The sequence below is a fragment of the Pseudomonas sp. GZJR-8 genome, from assembly GCF_002916705.1.
Taxonomy (GTDB): Bacteria; Pseudomonadota; Gammaproteobacteria; order Pseudomonadales; family Pseudomonadaceae; genus Aquipseudomonas; species Aquipseudomonas synxantha_A.
The window spans coordinates 361,059-377,367 of record NZ_JXSI01000001.1 but is presented as its reverse complement, the minus strand read 5'-3'; the positions used below and the strand labels follow the sequence as shown (position 1 = coordinate 377,367).

The 16,309-nt window shown below is 58.7% G+C and carries 17 protein-coding genes; 3 read left to right on the top strand and 14 right to left on the bottom strand.

The genetic code is table 11. From position 1 onward, the window contains the following. Nucleotides 1-16: 16 nt before the first annotated feature. On the bottom strand, nt 17-214 hold the full coding sequence (locus TK42_RS01665; RefSeq protein WP_005785769.1) for a hypothetical protein: 198 nt from the start codon (nt 212-214) through the stop codon (nt 17-19). 108 nt (nt 215-322) lie between these two features. Further along, nucleotides 323-889, bottom strand: coding sequence for a dCTP deaminase (gene dcd, locus TK42_RS01660; protein ID WP_003189215.1), 567 nt, complete (start codon nt 887-889; stop codon nt 323-325). 387 nt (nt 890-1,276) lie between these two features. On the opposite strand from dcd, the gene TK42_RS01655 reads away from it, so the two are divergent. Next, nucleotides 1,277-1,486: a cold-shock protein gene (locus TK42_RS01655; protein ID WP_002554837.1), complete on the top strand. Its 210-nt coding sequence runs from the start codon at nt 1,277-1,279 to the stop codon at nt 1,484-1,486. 150 nt (nt 1,487-1,636) lie between these two features. Here TK42_RS01655 and rpoS read toward each other — a convergent pair whose 3' ends face one another. The 8 genes from rpoS to TK42_RS01615 form a co-directional block, all read right to left on the bottom strand. After that, nucleotides 1,637-2,644, bottom strand: coding sequence for an RNA polymerase sigma factor RpoS (rpoS, locus tag TK42_RS01650; protein WP_032877359.1), 1,008 nt, complete (start codon nt 2,642-2,644; stop codon nt 1,637-1,639). Between the two features lie 106 nt (nt 2,645-2,750). After that, nucleotides 2,751-3,587, bottom strand: a complete 837-nt coding sequence (locus TK42_RS01645) for a peptidoglycan DD-metalloendopeptidase family protein (protein ID WP_032877360.1) — start codon at nt 3,585-3,587, stop codon at nt 2,751-2,753. A gap of 209 nt (nt 3,588-3,796) precedes the next feature. After that, nucleotides 3,797-4,432, bottom strand: a complete 636-nt coding sequence (locus TK42_RS01640) for a protein-L-isoaspartate(D-aspartate) O-methyltransferase (protein ID WP_010176736.1) — start codon at nt 4,430-4,432, stop codon at nt 3,797-3,799. Between the two features lie 41 nt (nt 4,433-4,473). Beyond that, nucleotides 4,474-5,223 carry a 5'/3'-nucleotidase SurE gene (surE, locus tag TK42_RS01635; RefSeq protein ID WP_005785760.1) on the bottom strand — a complete coding sequence of 250 codons (750 nt, stop codon included), beginning with the start codon at nt 5,221-5,223 and terminating at the stop codon, nt 4,474-4,476. After that, a complete protein-coding gene (gene truD, locus TK42_RS01630; protein WP_032877362.1) occupies nt 5,211-6,269 on the bottom strand; it encodes a tRNA pseudouridine(13) synthase TruD in 1,059 nt (352 codons plus the stop codon). The genes surE and truD overlap by 13 nt, the downstream gene beginning before the upstream one ends. Then, the gene (gene ispF, locus TK42_RS01625; RefSeq protein ID WP_032877363.1) at nt 6,266-6,739 is read right to left on the bottom strand and encodes a 2-C-methyl-D-erythritol 2,4-cyclodiphosphate synthase; all 474 of its coding nucleotides are present in this window, start codon (nt 6,737-6,739) and stop codon (nt 6,266-6,268) included. The genes truD and ispF overlap by 4 nt, the downstream gene beginning before the upstream one ends. Before the next feature lie 54 nt (nt 6,740-6,793). Then, nucleotides 6,794-7,639 (bottom strand): S-formylglutathione hydrolase, encoded by an 846-nt coding sequence (gene fghA / locus TK42_RS01620; protein WP_032877364.1) that lies wholly within the window; start codon nt 7,637-7,639, stop codon nt 6,794-6,796. Nucleotides 7,640-7,647: 8 nt separating this feature from the next. After that, the gene (locus TK42_RS01615) at nt 7,648-8,760 is read right to left on the bottom strand and encodes an S-(hydroxymethyl)glutathione dehydrogenase/class III alcohol dehydrogenase (protein ID WP_005785751.1); all 1,113 of its coding nucleotides are present in this window, start codon (nt 8,758-8,760) and stop codon (nt 7,648-7,650) included. A gap of 109 nt (nt 8,761-8,869) precedes the next feature. Between TK42_RS01615 and TK42_RS01610 the strand changes: the two genes are divergently transcribed. Together TK42_RS01610 and TK42_RS01605 are read left to right on the top strand one after the other, a co-directional pair. Further along, nucleotides 8,870-9,766, top strand: a complete 897-nt coding sequence (locus tag TK42_RS01610) for a LysR substrate-binding domain-containing protein (RefSeq protein WP_103733456.1) — start codon at nt 8,870-8,872, stop codon at nt 9,764-9,766. A gap of 69 nt (nt 9,767-9,835) precedes the next feature. After that, the gene (locus tag TK42_RS01605) at nt 9,836-12,856 is read left to right on the top strand and encodes a membrane-targeted effector domain-containing toxin (protein WP_103733455.1); all 3,021 of its coding nucleotides are present in this window, start codon (nt 9,836-9,838) and stop codon (nt 12,854-12,856) included. Between the two features lie 3 nt (nt 12,857-12,859). Here the strand turns inward: TK42_RS01605 and ispD are convergent, their stop codons facing one another. The 4 genes from ispD to kdsA form a co-directional block, all read right to left on the bottom strand. Next, nucleotides 12,860-13,570, bottom strand: coding sequence for a 2-C-methyl-D-erythritol 4-phosphate cytidylyltransferase (ispD, locus tag TK42_RS01600; protein ID WP_005785745.1), 711 nt, complete (start codon nt 13,568-13,570; stop codon nt 12,860-12,862). Next, nucleotides 13,567-13,845 carry a cell division protein FtsB gene (ftsB, locus tag TK42_RS01595; protein ID WP_003189195.1) on the bottom strand — a complete coding sequence of 93 codons (279 nt, stop codon included), beginning with the start codon at nt 13,843-13,845 and terminating at the stop codon, nt 13,567-13,569. Before ftsB ends, ispD begins: the two co-directional genes overlap by 4 nt. Nucleotides 13,846-14,016: 171 nt before the next feature. After that, nucleotides 14,017-15,306 (bottom strand): phosphopyruvate hydratase, encoded by a 1,290-nt coding sequence (gene eno / locus TK42_RS01590; protein ID WP_032877366.1) that lies wholly within the window; start codon nt 15,304-15,306, stop codon nt 14,017-14,019. 157 nt (nt 15,307-15,463) lie between these two features. Beyond that, nucleotides 15,464-16,309, bottom strand: a complete 846-nt coding sequence (gene kdsA / locus TK42_RS01585; protein ID WP_003189190.1) for a 3-deoxy-8-phosphooctulonate synthase — start codon at nt 16,307-16,309, stop codon at nt 15,464-15,466.

Sequence of the window (16,309 nt, the reverse complement as noted above, 5' to 3'; positions counted from 1 at the left end):
ATTGGCCGTCCAGGTATCAGGCGACAGGCGCGGGTGGTGGCTCGTCTGGCAGGGTCGGCTCACCGGGCTCGGTAGGCTGGGGGTAATCGGGCTCGGGCTGGCCTGGAATGCCGCCCGCATGGGCAGGGTTAGCCATCAGGGACCAGGCCAGAACACCAATCTGGTTGGGTTCAAGCCGGGCGAGTTCTGCGCTGATTCGCGGGTCGATCTTCATAAGGTACTCCTCAAGCGTGGCCCGACGCGTTTTGCACGCGCCGAGGCAGTACACCTGAATAGAGTCACTTTGTGCAGACTAATTCCCTTTAACCGTAGGAGCTTTCGATCAAGCGCGTGGGAGAGTGACGCCACGTTGGCCCTGGTACTTGCCGGCGCGGTCTTTGTAGGACACTTCACAAGCCTCGTCGGACTGCAGGAACAGCATCTGTGCCACGCCCTCATTGGCATAGATCTTTGCCGGCAAGGTGGTGGTGTTGGAGAACTCCAGGGTCACATGACCTTCCCACTCCGGCTCAAGCGGGGTGACGTTGACGATAATTCCGCAACGAGCGTAAGTGCTTTTACCCAGGCAGATGGTCAATACGTCGCGGGGAATGCGGAAGAATTCCACGGTACGCGCCAGGGCGAAGGAGTTGGGCGGGATGATGCACACGTCGCTCTTGACGTCGACGAAGCTTTTTTCATCGAAGTTCTTCGGATCGACAATCGCCGAATTGATGTTGGTGAACACCTTGAATTCATCGGCGCAACGCACGTCATAGCCATAGCTGGAGACCCCGTACGAAATCACCCGCTCATCACCTTCGCCACGAATCTGGCGCTCGACGAACGGCTCGATCATGCCGTGTTCCTGCGCCATGCGGCGAATCCACTTGTCCGATTTGATGCTCATGGCGGTGTCCTGAATAGCGAGGTGGAAAAATCTGTGGGCCATCTTACCGGGGCCAGCCTTGGGGTTCAAAGGCCGCAAGGGTTTTCTTGATCAAAGCCCTGCCCGCTATAAGCCTCAGCCAACGCGGCCGGGGCCGGGATTGCCGTCAGGGATGGCTGTAAATACCACCGCCAGTCACGAAAATAGAGAAACCTTCGGAAATACCATTGGCACGTTCCGGAAAAAGGGTTAAGGTGGCGCCACTGTGCTGCTTGTGTCACTGAGAATCTCTACACGATATGTTGAATTTCGATCCAACCATCTCCAAGAATTTTTCCTGCTCTTTGCACTCAGTCTCGGCCAGGGCTTTTCCTGAGTCGCAGTTAACTTTGTCCAAGGAGTTACACCATGTCTAATCGCCAAACTGGTACCGTTAAGTGGTTCAACGATGAAAAAGGCTTCGGCTTCATCACTCCACAATCCGGTGACGACCTGTTCGTTCACTTCAAAGCTATCCAATCCGACGGCTTCAAAAGCCTGAAAGAAGGCCAACAGGTTTCTTTCATCGCTACCCGCGGTCAGAAAGGCATGCAAGCTGAAGAAGTTCAAGTTATCTAACTTGTACTGACTCAGTCGAAAAACCCCGCCCTTAAAAGCGGGGTTTTTTTATGCCTGGATTTTGAGAGAGGCCTGAACAAAAGCCGGGCATAAAAAATGTGGGAGGGGGGGCGTACCCCCTCCCACATCCAAGCTTTCAAGCGGCGTCGCTTACTGGAACAACGACTCACTCGACAAGCCATTCTTCTCAAGGATCTCACGCAAGCGCTTGAGGCCCTCCACCTGGATCTGCCGCACCCGCTCACGGGTCAGGCCAATCTCCAGGCCTACATCTTCCAGGGTGCTGCTCTCGTGACCACGCAGGCCGAAGCGGCGAATCACCACCTCACGCTGCTTGTCCGTAAGCTCTGATAGCCACTGGTCAATACTTTGGGAAAGATCATCGTCCTGCAACAGCTCGCAGGGATCGGTCGGGCGATCATCCGTCAGGGTGTCCAGCAGGGTTTTATCCGAATCCGGCCCCAGCGAGACATCGACCGACGATACACGCTCGTTAAGGCCCAGCATGCGCTTGACCTCCCCTACCGGTTTTTCCAGCAGGTTGGCGATCTCTTCAGGCGAAGGTTCATGATCGAGTTTTTGCGTCAGCTCACGCGCCGCCCGCAGGTAGACGTTGAGCTCCTTGACCACATGGATCGGCAGCCGGATCGTGCGGGTCTGATTCATGATCGCCCGTTCGATGGTCTGGCGAATCCACCAGGTGGCATACGTCGAGAAGCGGAAGCCCCGCTCGGGGTCGAACTTCTCCACCGCCCGAATCAAGCCCAGGTTGCCCTCTTCGATCAAGTCCAGCAGCGACAGCCCACGATTGACGTAGCGTCGGGCGATTTTCACCACCAGGCGCAGGTTGCTTTCAATCATGCGTTTGCGCCCAGCCGGATCGCCCTTCTGCGACAAGCGCGCAAAATGGACTTCTTCTTCGGGAGTGAGCAGAGGGGAAAATCCGATTTCATTGAGGTACAACTGAGTCGCATCGAGCGCCCGGGTGTAGTCAATGTACTTGTGTTGCTTTAACGCGGAGGCGTTCCTGGATTTGGTACGAACTGAAGGTGGTGCCGCTCCTTCATTATCTGACATCGGATCCGTATCGATGCCGGCCTCCATAAGGAGAACCTCATCGTCGATGTCAAACTCCGGCGCTTCTTTACTGAGAGCCATTGTTATAGTCCTTTGGTGAGTTCGACCTCAAGCTCAAGCGACGCCTTTATCCTTGGCAACGCTGGAGCCTGTTCCTTCTACGTGAGGGAACAGGCTGTGCAACACATCAACGACGGGGCAGGAATTGCAGCGGATCTACAGGCTTCCCTTGGCGGCGAATCTCAAAGTGCAGTTTCACCCGGTCTGTGCCCGTTGAACCCATTTCGGCAATTGTCTGTCCGACTTTGACCTGCTGCCCCTCCCGAACCAACAGCCTGCGGTTATGACCGTAGGCACTGACGTAGGTATCGCTGTGTTTGATGATGACCAGCTCGCCGTAGCCCCGTAGACCACTCCCGGCGTACACCACTGTCCCATCAGACGCAGCTAAAACAGGCTGTCCCAAATCCCCGGCGATATCAATGCCTTTATTCAAACTACCGTTTGAAGAGAATTTTCCAATCAGTACGCCATTTGAAGGCCATCCCCAGCCGGTCGGCGCCGGCCCTGCAGGTGGCAACGGCGCGGGTGCGGGCTTGCTTGCAACGCTAGGCGAAGCACTGCCTGCAGGCCGGGTGATGACGGTGGTTTTGCTCGAAGACGATGGCGAAGATCCCGACTTTGTCACAACTGCCGTAGCCGCCGAACCTGTGCGGCCATCGAAACGAATGGTCTGCCCTGGATGAATGGTGTAGGGCACGGGAATGTTGTTACGAGCGGCCAGCGCCTTGTAGTCCCAGCCATAACGGAAGGCAATGGAGAACAGCGTGTCGCCTTTGCGCACCACATACTGGCCCGTGGTCACCGTGGGCCGCTGCGGTGCTGCGTTGGTGCGGTCAACGACACGCGCACCGCCCGATGGCGTGCTCGAGCAGGCGGCCAATAAGGAACTCAAGACAAGGCCAAGCACCAGTCGCTGAAAGCTTGTTTTACTCATTCGCTGCGCAGGACCTGTGAGACTCACCCGCCGCTCCCTTTGTGGTGGCTGAACGTTAACGCCTGGATCAGGCTTGAAATATGACGCAAGTATAACTGGGCATTGGCTTTTTACTGGCACCCGACTGAAACGAAAAATTCATCTTGTTCAATTGCGGCTGCCAAGCCTGTTGATTCAATAGACCCCGGCGTAAGACACATCCTCGCCAGCAGAATTCACTGCCAGGGAATAAATGCTCAGGCCAAGGGGCCATTCAACAGCGGCACGAAGCGCACCGCGCCCAGCACGTGCCGGGAAAAACCTTCTTCCTCGCGGATAATAAGCATCAACTGTTGCACTTCGCCGGAGCCCACCGGGATGACCAGCCGCCCGCCCGGCGCCAACTGATCCAACAGAGCTTGAGGCACATCGGTGGCCACGGCGGTGACAATAATGCCGTTGTACGGCGCCAGCGCCGGCCAGCCTTCCCAGCCATCGCCCCAGCGAAACACCACGTTGCGCAGGTTCAGTTCTACCAGGCGCTCCTTGGCACGGTCCTGCAGCACCTTGATGCGCTCTACCGAAAACACTCGCTCTACCAACTGTGACAGCACAGCTGTCTGGTAACCGGAGCCGGTGCCAATCTCCAGCACCTTGTCCAGGGGCCCGGCCGCCAGCAACAGCTCGCTCATGCGCGCAACCATGTAGGGCTGGGAGATGGTCTGGTTGTGGCCGATAGGCAACGCCGTGTCTTCATAGGCGCGGTGCGCCAGGGCCTCATCGACAAACAGGTGCCGCGGCGTACGCCGAATCACTTCCAGCACCTGGGCGTTGGACAAGCCTTCTTCGTACAGACGCTGGATCAACCGCTCCCGGGTGCGCTGGGAAGTCATCCCGATGCCACGGCGCAACAAGTCGTCTTGTTCACGAGCCATCAACGCAGTCCCTCCAGCCAGCCATCGAGGCCACTGAAGGCATCACTGAAGGTGCGATCCAATTGCAACGGGGTAATTGACACATAGCCTTGCATCACCGCATGAAAATCCGTGCCTTCCCCGCCATCCTCGGCATCACCGGCCGCGGCGATCCAATAGCCTTCCTTGCCGCGCGGGTCGACCACCTTCAGGGGCGCCGCCGCGCGCGCGCGATGGCCCAGGCGCGTCAGCTGGATACCGCGGATACGGTCGAGGGGCAGATTGGGAATATTCACGTTGAGTACCGTACGCGGCGGCAGGTCCAGAGACTCATGGGCCTGCACCAGCTTGCGCGCGAAATACGCCGCGGTCGCCAGGTTATCCAGTTGCCGCGAAGCAAAGGAAAAGGCGAACGCGGTGCGCCCCAGGAAGCGCCCTTCAAGGGCCGCCGCCACGGTGCCGGAATACAGCACGTCATCACCCAGGTTGGCGCCCAGGTTGATTCCCGACACCACCAGGTCCGGCTCATGCTCCAGCAAACTGTTGATTGCCAGGTGCACGCAGTCGGTGGGGGTGCCGTTTACGCTGATAAAGCCATTGGCCAGAACCTGCGGGTGCAGCGGACGGTCGAGCGTCAGCGAACTGCTGGCGCCGCTCTTGTCCTGGTCGGGGGCAACCACCACGCACTCGGCGTAATCCTGCAGCGCAGCATAGAGCGCGGCAAGACCGGGTGCGGTGGCACCGTCATCGTTTGATATCAGAATACGCATGGGCTGTCCGTCTGCCCCACCGGCACCAGATCAACAAGCTCGCGCACCAAGACAGTGGCGAAGCATCCGGCCGGCAGGACGAATTCCAATTGCAGAATGTCAGGCCCGGGATAATGCCACGTCAACCCGCCAATGGGCAGTCGCAGAATGCGACGTTCCTGGCTCATTCCTGCATTCACCAGCCAATCACGTAGGTCGGATTCGCTGGCAGCGACAGATTGTTCCAGATCATGCGTAAGACCTTTCGCCGGCGAGTCGCCTTCGCCCCATTGTGGGCCAGTCGGGTGCAAGTCCAGGATCGCCAGGCGCGGGTCGCTGCATTCAGCCTCCCCGGCAGGGAAAAAGCTGCGACTGTCGGTAAAGGCCAGCAGGTCACCCACCTGGGCGCGCTGCCAGGAACCGTCGGCGACACGCGCTGCCAGCACTTTGTTGAACAAGTAGCTACGAGCGGTGGACAGCAACCGCGAACGCACGTTGCGTTGCTCCGGCAGAGCCTTGCGAGCAGCCCATTCACGGGCATCCACCACGTTGCCACCGTTGTGGCCAAAGCGCTGGGCGCCGAAATAATTGGGAATGCCATGCCGGGCAATCAACTGCAAACGCGCGTCGATGGCGGCGGTATCGCCGGCCAGTTGGGTCAGACGCAAGGTAAAGCCGTTGGCCGAATGCGCACCACGTTGCAACTTGCGCTTGTGGCGGGTGGTTTTCAGGATCTTGAGGGTGTCGTTTTCCGCACCGCTCAGGTCCGGGTCGGCCTTGCCGGGCAACTGTACGCTGAACCATTGGCGGGTCAGGGCCTGACGGTCCTTGAGCCCGGCATAGCTGACGGTGCGCAGCGGCACACCGGCGGCCTTGGCGATACGCCGTGCGGCCTCTTCAGTATTCAAGCCGCGCTTTTCCACCCACAGCCACAGGTGCTCACCGTCACCAGTCAACGGAATGTCCAGCACCTCATCAACCTGGAAGTCTTCTGCCGTCGCCTTCAGCACCGCGCTGCCCAAGGCCTCGCCGTAGGCCCGCGGGCCCAGCAGTTGCAAATCGTTCATGCGCGCAGCAACAAGGCAACGGAGTGCACGGCGATGCCCTCTTCACGACCGGTAAATCCGAGCTTTTCGGTGGTGGTGGCTTTCACGTTGACTTGATCCAGTTCAATTTGCAGGTCTGCGGCAATCAGCGCACGCATCGCTTCGATATGGGGGGCCATCTTGGGCGCCTGGGCCACGATGGTGTTGTCGACGTTGCCGACCTTCCAGCCCTTGGCATGGATCAACCCGACCACATGGCGCAGCAACACACGACTGTCCGCACCTTTGAAGGTCGGATCGGTGTCCGGAAAGTGCTTGCCGATATCGCCCAATGCCGCCGCGCCGAGCAAGGCATCGCTCAAGGCATGCAAGACAACGTCGCCGTCGGAATGAGCCAGCAACCCATGGTGGTGTGCGATGCGCACACCGCCCAAGGTGATAAAATCGCCCTCAGCGAAACGGTGCACATCGTAGCCGTGGCCAATACGCATAAAAAAACGCCCCGATTTAATTCAGGGCGTGATTCTACCTACTTTTGCCTCACATTAACCGAGCAAAGCACGACCATGATGGCGCAAATGGTCTTCGATGAAGCTGGCGATGAAAAAGTAGCTGTGGTCGTAGCCAGGTTGCAGGCGCAGTTCCAACGGATGGTTGGCCGCCTTGGCCGCTTGCTGCAGGGCCTCGGGCTTGAGCTGAACCGCAAGGAAATCGTCACGATCGCCCTGGTCCACCAGTAGCGGCAGTTTTTCCGAGGCTTCGCTGATCAGCACGCAGGCATCCCATTCACGCCACTTGGAACGCTCTTCGCCCAGGTAACGGGAAAAAGCTTTCTGGCCCCAGGGGCAGTCCATCGGATTGTTGATTGGCGAAAACGCCGACACCGATTGGTAGCGTCCCGGGTTACGCAGCGCGCATACCAATGCGCCATGTCCGCCCATGGAGTGACCGCTGATGCCGCGTTTAGCCGACGCAGGGAAATGCGCCTCCACCAAGGCCGGCAACTCCTGCACTACGTAGTCATGCATCCGATAGTGCTGGGCCCAGGGCTCCTGCGTGGCGTTCAGATAGAAACCAGCGCCGAGGCCGAAGTCCCAGGCGTTGTCCGGATCGTCCGGTACACCGGGGCCGCGCGGGCTGGTGTCCGGTGCGACGATAATCAAACCCAGCTCGGCGGCCATGCGCTGGGCGCCAGCCTTCTGCATGAAGTTCTCATCGGTGCAGGTCAAGCCGGACAGCCAGTACAGTACCGGCAACTTACCGCCCTGCTCTGCTTGCGGCGGCAGATAGACGGCGAAGGTCATGTCGCAACCGAGCACATCGGAATGATGCTTGTAGCGTTTATGCCAGCCGCCGAAGCTCTTCTGGCATGACAGGTTTTCCAGACTCATGGCCGACCTCAGAAGTGAATGACGGTACGAATGCTCTTGCCTTCATGCATCAGGTCAAACGCTTTGTTGATATCTTCAAGGCCCATGGTGTGGGTGATGAAGGTGTCCAGCGGGATCTCACCGGTCTGGGCCATTTCCACGTAGCTTGGCAGCTCTGTGCGCCCACGCACGCCACCGAATGCCGAACCGCGCCAGACGCGCCCGGTGACCAGTTGGAACGGACGCGTAGCGATTTCCTGGCCGGCACCGGCCACGCCGATGATCACCGACTCGCCCCAGCCTTTATGGCAGCACTCAAGCGCCGCACGCATCAGTTGCACATTGCCGATGCACTCGAAGGAAAAGTCCACGCCGCCGTCGGTCAAATCGACAATCACGTCCTGGATTGGGCGGTCGTAATCTTTCGGGTTAATGCAGTCGGTAGCCCCCAGTTGCTTGGCGATTTCGAACTTGGCCGGGTTGATGTCGATGGCAATGATGCGACCGGCCTTGGCCTTGACCGCGCCGATCACGGCCGACAGGCCGATACCGCCCAGCCCGAAGATAGCCACGGTGTCGCCCGGTTTGACCTTGGCGGTGTTGAGCACCGCGCCGATGCCTGTGGTGACGCCGCAACCAAGCAGGCAGACTTTTTCCAGCGGAGCTTCCTTAGGAATCTTGGCCACGGAGATTTCCGGCAACACGGTGTACTCGGAGAACGTCGACGTGCCCATGTAGTGGAAAATCGGCTGGCCCTTGTAGGAAAAGCGCGTAGTGCCATCCGGCATCAGGCCTTTGCCTTGGGTAGAACGGATGGCCTGGCACAGGTTGGTCTTGCCCGACAGGCAGAATTTGCACTTGCCGCATTCCGGGGTGTACAGCGGGATCACATGATCGCCGACAGCGACTGAAGTTACGCCCTCGCCGATGGCTTCGACCACTGCGCCGCCTTCGTGACCCAGGATCGACGGAAAAATGCCTTCCGGGTCCGCACCCGACAACGTATAGGCATCGGTGTGGCACACGCCGGAGGCAACCACCCGCAACAGCACCTCGCCAGCCTTGGGCATGGCGACGTCCACTTCCACGATCTCAAGGGGCTTCTTGGCTTCGAAGGCTACGGCGGCGCGGGACTTGATCATCCGGGTTTCTCCAGGGGGTTAAAAATTGATTGCAGCAGTGTAAAACATGGCTGCCTGATTAATAATCCAGGCGAAAGCAAAACTTTATTGCTGTACAGGGATAATGACCATGCTGGAAAACCGCTGGGAAGGCATCGACGAATTCGTCGCAGTGGCCGAGTGCAGCCAATTCACGGCGGCGGCAGAGCGCCTGGGAGTATCGTCGTCCCATATAAGCCGCCAGGTGGCACGCCTGGAGGAGCGGTTGCAAACGCGCCTGTTGTATCGCAGTACACGCAAGGTGACGCTGACCGAAGCGGGTCAGACGTTTCTGCAGCATTGCCAGCGTTTGCAGGATGGTCGCGAAGAAGCCCTGCGGGCAGTAGGCGACCTCACCAGCGAACCCAAGGGCATGTTGCGCATGACCTGCGCAGTGGCCTATGGCGAGCGCTTTATCGTGCCACTGGTGACCCGGTTCATGGCGCTCTATCCGCAACTGCGGGTGGATATCGAACTGAGCAACCGTCAATTGGATCTGGTGCACGAGGGCCTGGATTTGGCCATCCGCCTGGGTCGCCTGCAAGACTCGCGCATGGTCGCCAGCCGCCTGGCACCGCGGTGCATGTACCTGTGCGCCTCCCCTTCCTACCTGGAACGCTATGGTCGGCCACATAGCTTGTCGGAACTGAGTCGGCATAACTGCCTGATCGGCAGCTCGGATATCTGGCAACTGGCCCAGGACGGGCGGGAATTTTCCCAAAGGGTTCAGGGAAACTGGCGCTGTAACAGTGGGCAGGCGGTGCTGGATGCGGCGCTGCAAGGTGTAGGGCTGTGTCAGCTGCCGGATTATTACGTGCTGGAGCATTTGCACAGTGGTGCGCTGGTGTCGTTGCTGGAGGCGCATCAGCCACCGAATACGGCGGTGTGGGCGCTGTACCCGCAGCAGCGGCATTTGTCGCCGAAGGTCAGGAAGCTGGTGGACTTTCTCAAAGAAGGCTTGGGTGACAATTCGGTCTATCGAACATAAACAGCTACCGTTCGTGCATTGCCTGGACACCGGTTAATAACCGCTTTCATTAGAAAACCAGGCAAGCCCATGACGTCCAACACTCGGCAACTCCAGCATATCAATCATTTTGTCCGAAAGGTTCTGGCCGACTTTCCGGTGCCCAGCGCAATCGCAGCCCAATTGCTTTGCGAGCATCTACAACCATTCACTCAGGAACAACTGGACCCGGATACTACGTTCCTGACCACTCTGGAATACAACCTCGACAATCCCAATGCACCCTACACTGCAGTGATCGTCCAATCCATGAGCCTGACCGAGGCCATGATCTGCAATGCGCCCCATGCCCCTGGCGGCATGATCAACAACACGGGCTTTTCCACTATCGCGCCGTACTTCAATATCGTCGATGAACTGCCGCGCCTGATGGATAACCGCATACCGCAAATGTTCAACGAAGAGTTCATCACTTCCGGCTGGATCCCGCCCAGACGGTATGAGGCGCTTTACCGGCAAAGCGAACCTCAGGTCTACGACCCGACCACCCAACTGGAGATCGCGCCAGCCGTTCTCAGAAAGGTGATTGACTCAAGCAACTTTGAACAAACCTATGACAAGGCCATCACCCAATTCTGGGGGGAGCATCGGGACAATTACACCACCCTGATGCGCATTGCCTTCGCCAAGGCTTACCTCAATCAGTACGAAGAATTCACGCTCACCGAAGCAGAACGGCAACTGGCCGCACGAGCGGCAGGTATCGGCGTCGACAGGGACGCCAGCAACCTGACCCTTGAAGATTTTCAGGCGCCCTACTCACCGGATAAAAACTTATCCGTGCGCGTGCTGCGCATTCATCAGTTCGACGCCACCGACATTCTTACGATTACCGACACCCAGAGCCAGATCACCCTGCTGTACGTCCCCGGCAACTCCTCCCCCATCCATGGTTTCAACAGCCCAACGGACATGCGCAATGCGCTGGTAAAAGTGGCCAAGGACCCGACCCAGCGCAAAGCGCTGACCAACCACTTTGAACCCGACTCGATTGACTCCGGCCTGATCTACTGTGGTGTCGAGGAAGCATTGATCGGTATGGCGATGTACCCGGAATCTTCCAGCCCCGCCGGTTTTTTCAATAGCTTGTTGCGCAACGGTTATTGGGACCCCGAGCAATACATTAATAACCCAATGTATCCGGCGCTCAGAAGCAACCCATTTGCGTTTATCGCACGACAGATCCGCAGTCGGATTGCAAAATTGGCAGCCAAAACCGTTGTCTCGCCCTTGGACACATTCAAAGCCGACACCCTCGACGCCTTGGATAAAGCCTGCCTGCTGGCGATCCCCGTGGCGCTGACCATGGGCACCGCGTTGCTGGCGGAGTTTTGTTTCATTACCTCAGGTTTGACTGGCATGGCGATCGGCGCCGATGACGTGCTCAAGGACAAACCCCACGCCGTTGAGCGCATGGTGTTCGGCGCCCTGAACGCGCTCCCGGTGGTTATCCACGGCATCAGCAAAGGCGCGAGCAGTCTCGAGGCGTTACGCCCCGTGCTTGGCCCGGCTACGCGGGCAGAGGAGGGCCAGATCAACGTCAAGGTGATCACTCAGGCCTCCGCCCAAACCGAGACTCGCCCCCTGGTCGCTGCAACATCTCCCAGCGGCTTGCAGACCGTCAAGATTCAGGGCGAGACCTTCCTGACCTACAAAAGCCCGAATGACTGGGGTTCTTTTGAGCTGTTCGTGAATAATCCAGAAGCCCCCGAGAAGATTCAAGCCACGGGTCTCTACGCTATTCAGAGCTCCGACCTGCAATGGCGACGTGCCGGATTGACCGGAGGGGGGGCATTTCGCAATGCCTGGCAACGGGTTTACAAACTGTTCGATAGCACCCAGCAGTTGAGTTTCTTCAGCGCCTACCAGATGCCAGCGCCCGTGCGCGAGACCGTCGTGCAGATGCTCACCGACACCAGCTCATTTTCGGAAGATTTCGAACCCTTCGGAATGGATGCACAGTCGATCAGCAACGCCCGGAGACTGTTCTTTGAGAAAAGGAGCCAATTAAACCAGGATTCGGCGATCTTCTTTCACCACCTGCCCTACTCGCCCCTGCAGCCGGTCCTCCCCCGCTTGAGCTTGAACGAATCACAGCAAAGCATTATCGAGAAACTGCTACGTGCCAGTGACGGCCTCGTGATCGGCGAAAGCCACAGCGCCGAATCGAGCAAAGCCTTTCTGATCGACAACATGCAGATACTCGCCAGCCAAGGTGTCAAACGCATCTACTTCGAACATCTGCTGACGGATGTGCATATTCCGATGCTGAAGGCTTTTTACCGGTCGAAGAACGCCCCTATGGCCGAGGCGCTGACAAACTTCCTGAACGGGATCTACCCATTGCCCCGAAACCACTATTACTCATTCACAAACGTCGTGACCAAAGCCCGAGAGGCCGGAATCAAGATCCAGCCGATCGACTGCACCGTGAGCTACATACTTCGCGATATGCGCGACAGTGCGGGAACCCTGCGCCAGCGGATGATGAACTATTACGCTACCGAGGTGATTCAGTGGATCCAGACCTCCAAGCGCCAACCCGGTAAATGGGTCGCACTGGTGGGCGATACCCATACCAATACGTTCAAGGACATCCCTGGGCTGGCCGAACTCACCGGCAGCATCGGCCTGCGGATAGAAGATAGGATGGGCACCCACCCGTTGGGCATCGAAGTCGATCCGGGGCGCACCGCCAGCCTGGGCCTGAACAAAGGGGAAGGCACGGTCAAAGCCAACCTGGTCTTGCGCGTTGATCCTGCCGCGTTGCAGCACTCAATGGAATCACAGCCCGGCCCTTCGCACAGTCGAGTGGTGAAGTCGGCCCAGGCACTGCTGACACGGCCAGGCCAATTCATGCTCACCGAGGCCACCCACATTGACTATCGGTCCCGACGCGGGGACCTGCGCAGTTTCAGGATCAACAGCCAGGAAGGCCGGAACTCCATCAACGTGGTCGGCTGGCCTATTGATGAGAAGCCATTCGACAGCATTGAGGCATTGGTGAGCGAGCTGAAAACCCTGCCCGGGTTGGAGCAAGTCTACGGCTGAGGGTCAGGACGCCTGATAAGCCCGGCGCTGACGCAGCCATTCAAGGTCTTCGGGGCGGGTGACCTTGATATTGTCCGCACGCCCTTCGACCAGCCGCGGCGCCTGGCCGGACCATTCCATGGCCGACGCTTCGTCGGTGATCACGGCGTCCGCCACCAGGCTGTCGGCCAAGGCGCGGTGCAAGGCCCCCAGGCGGAACATCTGCGGCGTATAAGCCTGCCAGATCAGGCTGCGGTCAACGGTTTCCACCACGCGGCCATGCTTGTCGACGCGCTTGAGCGTGTCGCGAGCCGGCACCGCCAGCAGACCGCCCACCGGGTCATCCGCCAGTTCAGCCAAGAGTTTGTCAAGGTCATCACGGCTCAAGTTAGGCCGCGCCGCGTCATGCACCAGCACCCAGTCATCATCACTGGCACCCAGGGCATTAAGGTGCAGCAGTGCATTAAGCACCGAGCCCGAGCGTTCCGAGCCACCGTCCGCACGCTGGATGCGCGGGTCTGTGGCGCACGCCAGGGTGGGCCAATAAGGATCATCAACAGCAAGACTGACCACCAGGCCCTTGAGCGAGGGGTGGTCGAGAAAACAGCCGAGGCTGTGTTCGAGAATAGTGCGCCCGCCCAATTGCAGGTATTGCTTGGGACGGTCCGCGGCCATACGGGCACCGACGCCCGCGGCAGGAATCACGGCCCAGAAGGCCGGTAGATCGTTATTCATTGGGCCAACTGGTAGAGGGTCTCGCCCTCCTTGACCATGCCCAACTCATGGCGAGCCCGCTCTTCAACGGTCTCCGTACCTTTTTTCAGCTCAAGCACTTCGGCGTCCAGGACACGGTTGCGCTCCAGCAGGCGTTCGTTTTCGGCACGCTGGTCGGCAATTTGCTGGGTCAGCTCTTCCACCTGCGCAAAGCTGCCATTACCGACCCATAGGCGGTACTGCAGGCCAGCCAGCAACAAGAGCAAGACGAGGAACAACCAATTGGGACTGCGCATCGAAATCCGGATATCCAGTGAAAAAAGACAGTCATGCAAACCTTTTGCAGCAACTGATAGCACAAAGCCTGGAAAAACCAGGCTTGCGCTTGTCAGTCAGCAGATTAGCGCCGAAATTCACACTTTCGTGAAATTTCTGACGCAACCCGCCGACTTTTTACCATTTACTGCTTAGCCGCGAAACTCGCCGCGACCGTTGTACTTGGCTTTACCTGCCAATTGCTCTTCGATGCGCAGCAATTGGTTGTACTTGGAAACGCGATCGGAACGGCACAGGGAGCCGGTCTTGATCTGGCCCGCCGAAGTGCCCACGGCCAGGTCGGCAATGGTGGAATCTTCGGTTTCGCCGGAGCGGTGGGAGATCACGGCGGTGTAGCCCGCAGCCTTGGCCATCTGGATGGCTTCCAGGGTTTCGGTCAAGGTGCCGATCTGGTTGAACTTGATCAGGATCGAGTTGGCGATCTTCTTGTCGATGCCTTCTTTAAGGATCTTGGTGTTGGTCACGAACAAGTCGTCGCCCACCAGCTGGATTTTCTCGCCGATCTTGTCGGTGAGGATTTTCCAGCCATCCCAATCGGACTCGTCCAGGCCGTCTTCGATCGAGATGATCGGGTAGCGCTGGGTCAGGCCCTTCAGGTATTCAGCGAAACCTTCTGAGTTGAACACCTGGCCTTCGCCGGACAGGTTGTACTTGCCATCCTCAAAGAATTCGCTGGCCGCACAGTCAAGGGCCAGGGTCACGTCGGTGCCCAGTTTGTAGCCGGCGTTGGCCACGGCTTCGGAGATCACTTTCAGTGCATCTTCGTTGGAGGCCAGGTTCGGTGCGAAACCACCTTCGTCACCCACAGCGGTGCTCAGGCCACGGGCCTTCAGTACAGCCTTGAGGTGATGGAAAATCTCGGTGCCCATGCGCAGGCCTTCGGAGAAGGACTTGGCGCCCACCGGCTGCACCATGAATTCCTGGATGTCGACGTTGTTATCCGCGTGCTCGCCACCGTTGATGATGTTCATCATCGGTACCGGCATCGAGTAGACGCCCGGGGTGCCGTTCAGGTTGGCGATGTGCGCGTACAACGGCAGGTCCTGGTCCTGAGCTGCTGCCTTGGCGGCAGCCAGGGACACGGCGAGGATTGCATTGGCGCCGAGGCTGCCTTTGTTTTCAGTGCCGTCGAGCTTGATCATCGCGTGGTCCAGGGCTTTCTGGTCCAGCGGGTCCTTGCCCAGCAACAGGTCACGAATCGGACCGTTGATGTTGGCTACAGCCTTGAGTACACCCTTGCCCAGGTAACGGCTCTTGTCGCCATCACGCAGTTCCAGCGCTTCGCGCGAACCGGTGGAAGCACCGGACGGCGCGCAGGCGCTGCCGATGATGCCGTTATCGAGAAGCACGTCGGCTTCGACGGTGGGGTTGCCACGGGAGTCGAGAACTTCACGACCTTTGATGTCGACGATTTTTGCCATTGTTGTAAACACTCCAAAGTTGACGAAAACGACGCAGCTGAAGGAAATCTTTTGACCGACCGCAAGGGTGGAACAACGGGGCAGGCTTGCAGACGACAAGGCTCAGGCCCAAGGGCCTGAGCATTTAGCGTGGGAAATTCTACCGGAGAAATGGCAGTTACGCGGTCTCTACCGTCGGAAAACTCTTGACCAGCTCGTCCAACTGCTTGAGTTGGGCCAGGAATGGCTCCAGCTTGTCCAGGCGCAGGGCGCATGGGCCGTCGCACTTGGCGTTGTCCGGGTCCGGGTGGGCTTCAAGGAACAGGCCCGCCAGCGACTGGCTCATGCCCGCCTTGGCCAGGTCGGTGACCTGGGCACGTCGACCGCCGGCGGAGTCCGAACGACCACCGGGCATTTGCAGCGCGTGGGTCACGTCGAAGAACACCGGGTATTCGAACTGTTTCATGATGCCGAAACCGAGCATGTCCACCACGAGGTTGTTGTAGCCGAAGCTCGAACCACGCTCGCAAAGGATCAACTGGTCGTTACCCGCTTCCACGCACTTGCTCAGGATGTGTTTCATCTCCTGAGGGGCGAGGAACTGGGCTTTCTTGATGTTGATCACAGCGCCGGTCTTGGCCATGGCGACCACGAGGTCGGTCTGGCGCGACAGGAAGGCCGGCAACTGGATGATGTCGCACACCTCGGCGACCACGGCAGCCTGCTCAGGCTCGTGGACGTCGGTGATGATCGGCACGCCGAAGGCTTGCTTGATGTCCTGGAAGATCCGCATGCCTTCTTCAAGGCCCGGGCCGCGATAGGAGGTCACGGAAGAACGGTTGGCCTTGTCGAAACTGGCCTTGAACACGTATGGGATGCCCAGCTTCTGGGTAACCCGCACGTATTCTTCACAGACCTGCATCGCCATGTCGCGGCTTTCCAGCACGTTCATGCCGCCGAACAGCACCATGGGCTTGTCGTTGGCAATCTCGATATCGCCTACGCGAATGATCTTCTGGGCCAT

What these genes read in the sequence shown, in the direction of transcription:
- ftsB (WP_003189195.1), bottom strand. Translation starts at nt 13,845, where the DNA reads ATGCGCAGTCCCAATTGGTTGTTCCTCGTCTTGCTCTTGTTGCTGGCT.
- fghA (WP_032877364.1), bottom strand. Translation starts at nt 7,639, where the DNA reads ATGAGTCTGGAAAACCTGTCATGCCAGAAGAGCTTCGGCGGCTGGCAT.
- TK42_RS01665 (WP_005785769.1), bottom strand. Translation starts at nt 214, where the DNA reads ATGAAGATCGACCCGCGAATCAGCGCAGAACTCGCCCGGCTTGAACCC.
- ispD (WP_005785745.1), bottom strand. Translation starts at nt 13,570, where the DNA reads ATGAATAACGATCTACCGGCCTTCTGGGCCGTGATTCCTGCCGCGGGC.
- TK42_RS01610 (WP_103733456.1), top strand. Translation starts at nt 8,870, where the DNA reads ATGCTGGAAAACCGCTGGGAAGGCATCGACGAATTCGTCGCAGTGGCC.
- rpoS (WP_032877359.1), bottom strand. Translation starts at nt 2,644, where the DNA reads ATGGCTCTCAGTAAAGAAGCGCCGGAGTTTGACATCGACGATGAGGTT.
- TK42_RS01640 (WP_010176736.1), bottom strand. Translation starts at nt 4,432, where the DNA reads ATGACTTCCCAGCGCACCCGGGAGCGGTTGATCCAGCGTCTGTACGAA.
- eno (WP_032877366.1), bottom strand. Translation starts at nt 15,306, where the DNA reads ATGGCAAAAATCGTCGACATCAAAGGTCGTGAAGTTCTCGACTCCCGT.
- ispF (WP_032877363.1), bottom strand. Translation starts at nt 6,739, where the DNA reads ATGCGTATTGGCCACGGCTACGATGTGCACCGTTTCGCTGAGGGCGAT.
- dcd (WP_003189215.1), bottom strand. Translation starts at nt 889, where the DNA reads ATGAGCATCAAATCGGACAAGTGGATTCGCCGCATGGCGCAGGAACAC.
- truD (WP_032877362.1), bottom strand. Translation starts at nt 6,269, where the DNA reads ATGAACGATTTGCAACTGCTGGGCCCGCGGGCCTACGGCGAGGCCTTG.
- TK42_RS01655 (WP_002554837.1), top strand. Translation starts at nt 1,277, where the DNA reads ATGTCTAATCGCCAAACTGGTACCGTTAAGTGGTTCAACGATGAAAAA.
- kdsA (WP_003189190.1), bottom strand. Translation starts at nt 16,309, where the DNA reads ATGGCCCAGAAGATCATTCGCGTAGGCGATATCGAGATTGCCAACGAC.
- surE (WP_005785760.1), bottom strand. Translation starts at nt 5,223, where the DNA reads ATGCGTATTCTGATATCAAACGATGACGGTGCCACCGCACCCGGTCTT.
- TK42_RS01605 (WP_103733455.1), top strand. Translation starts at nt 9,836, where the DNA reads ATGACGTCCAACACTCGGCAACTCCAGCATATCAATCATTTTGTCCGA.
- TK42_RS01615 (WP_005785751.1), bottom strand. Translation starts at nt 8,760, where the DNA reads ATGATCAAGTCCCGCGCCGCCGTAGCCTTCGAAGCCAAGAAGCCCCTT.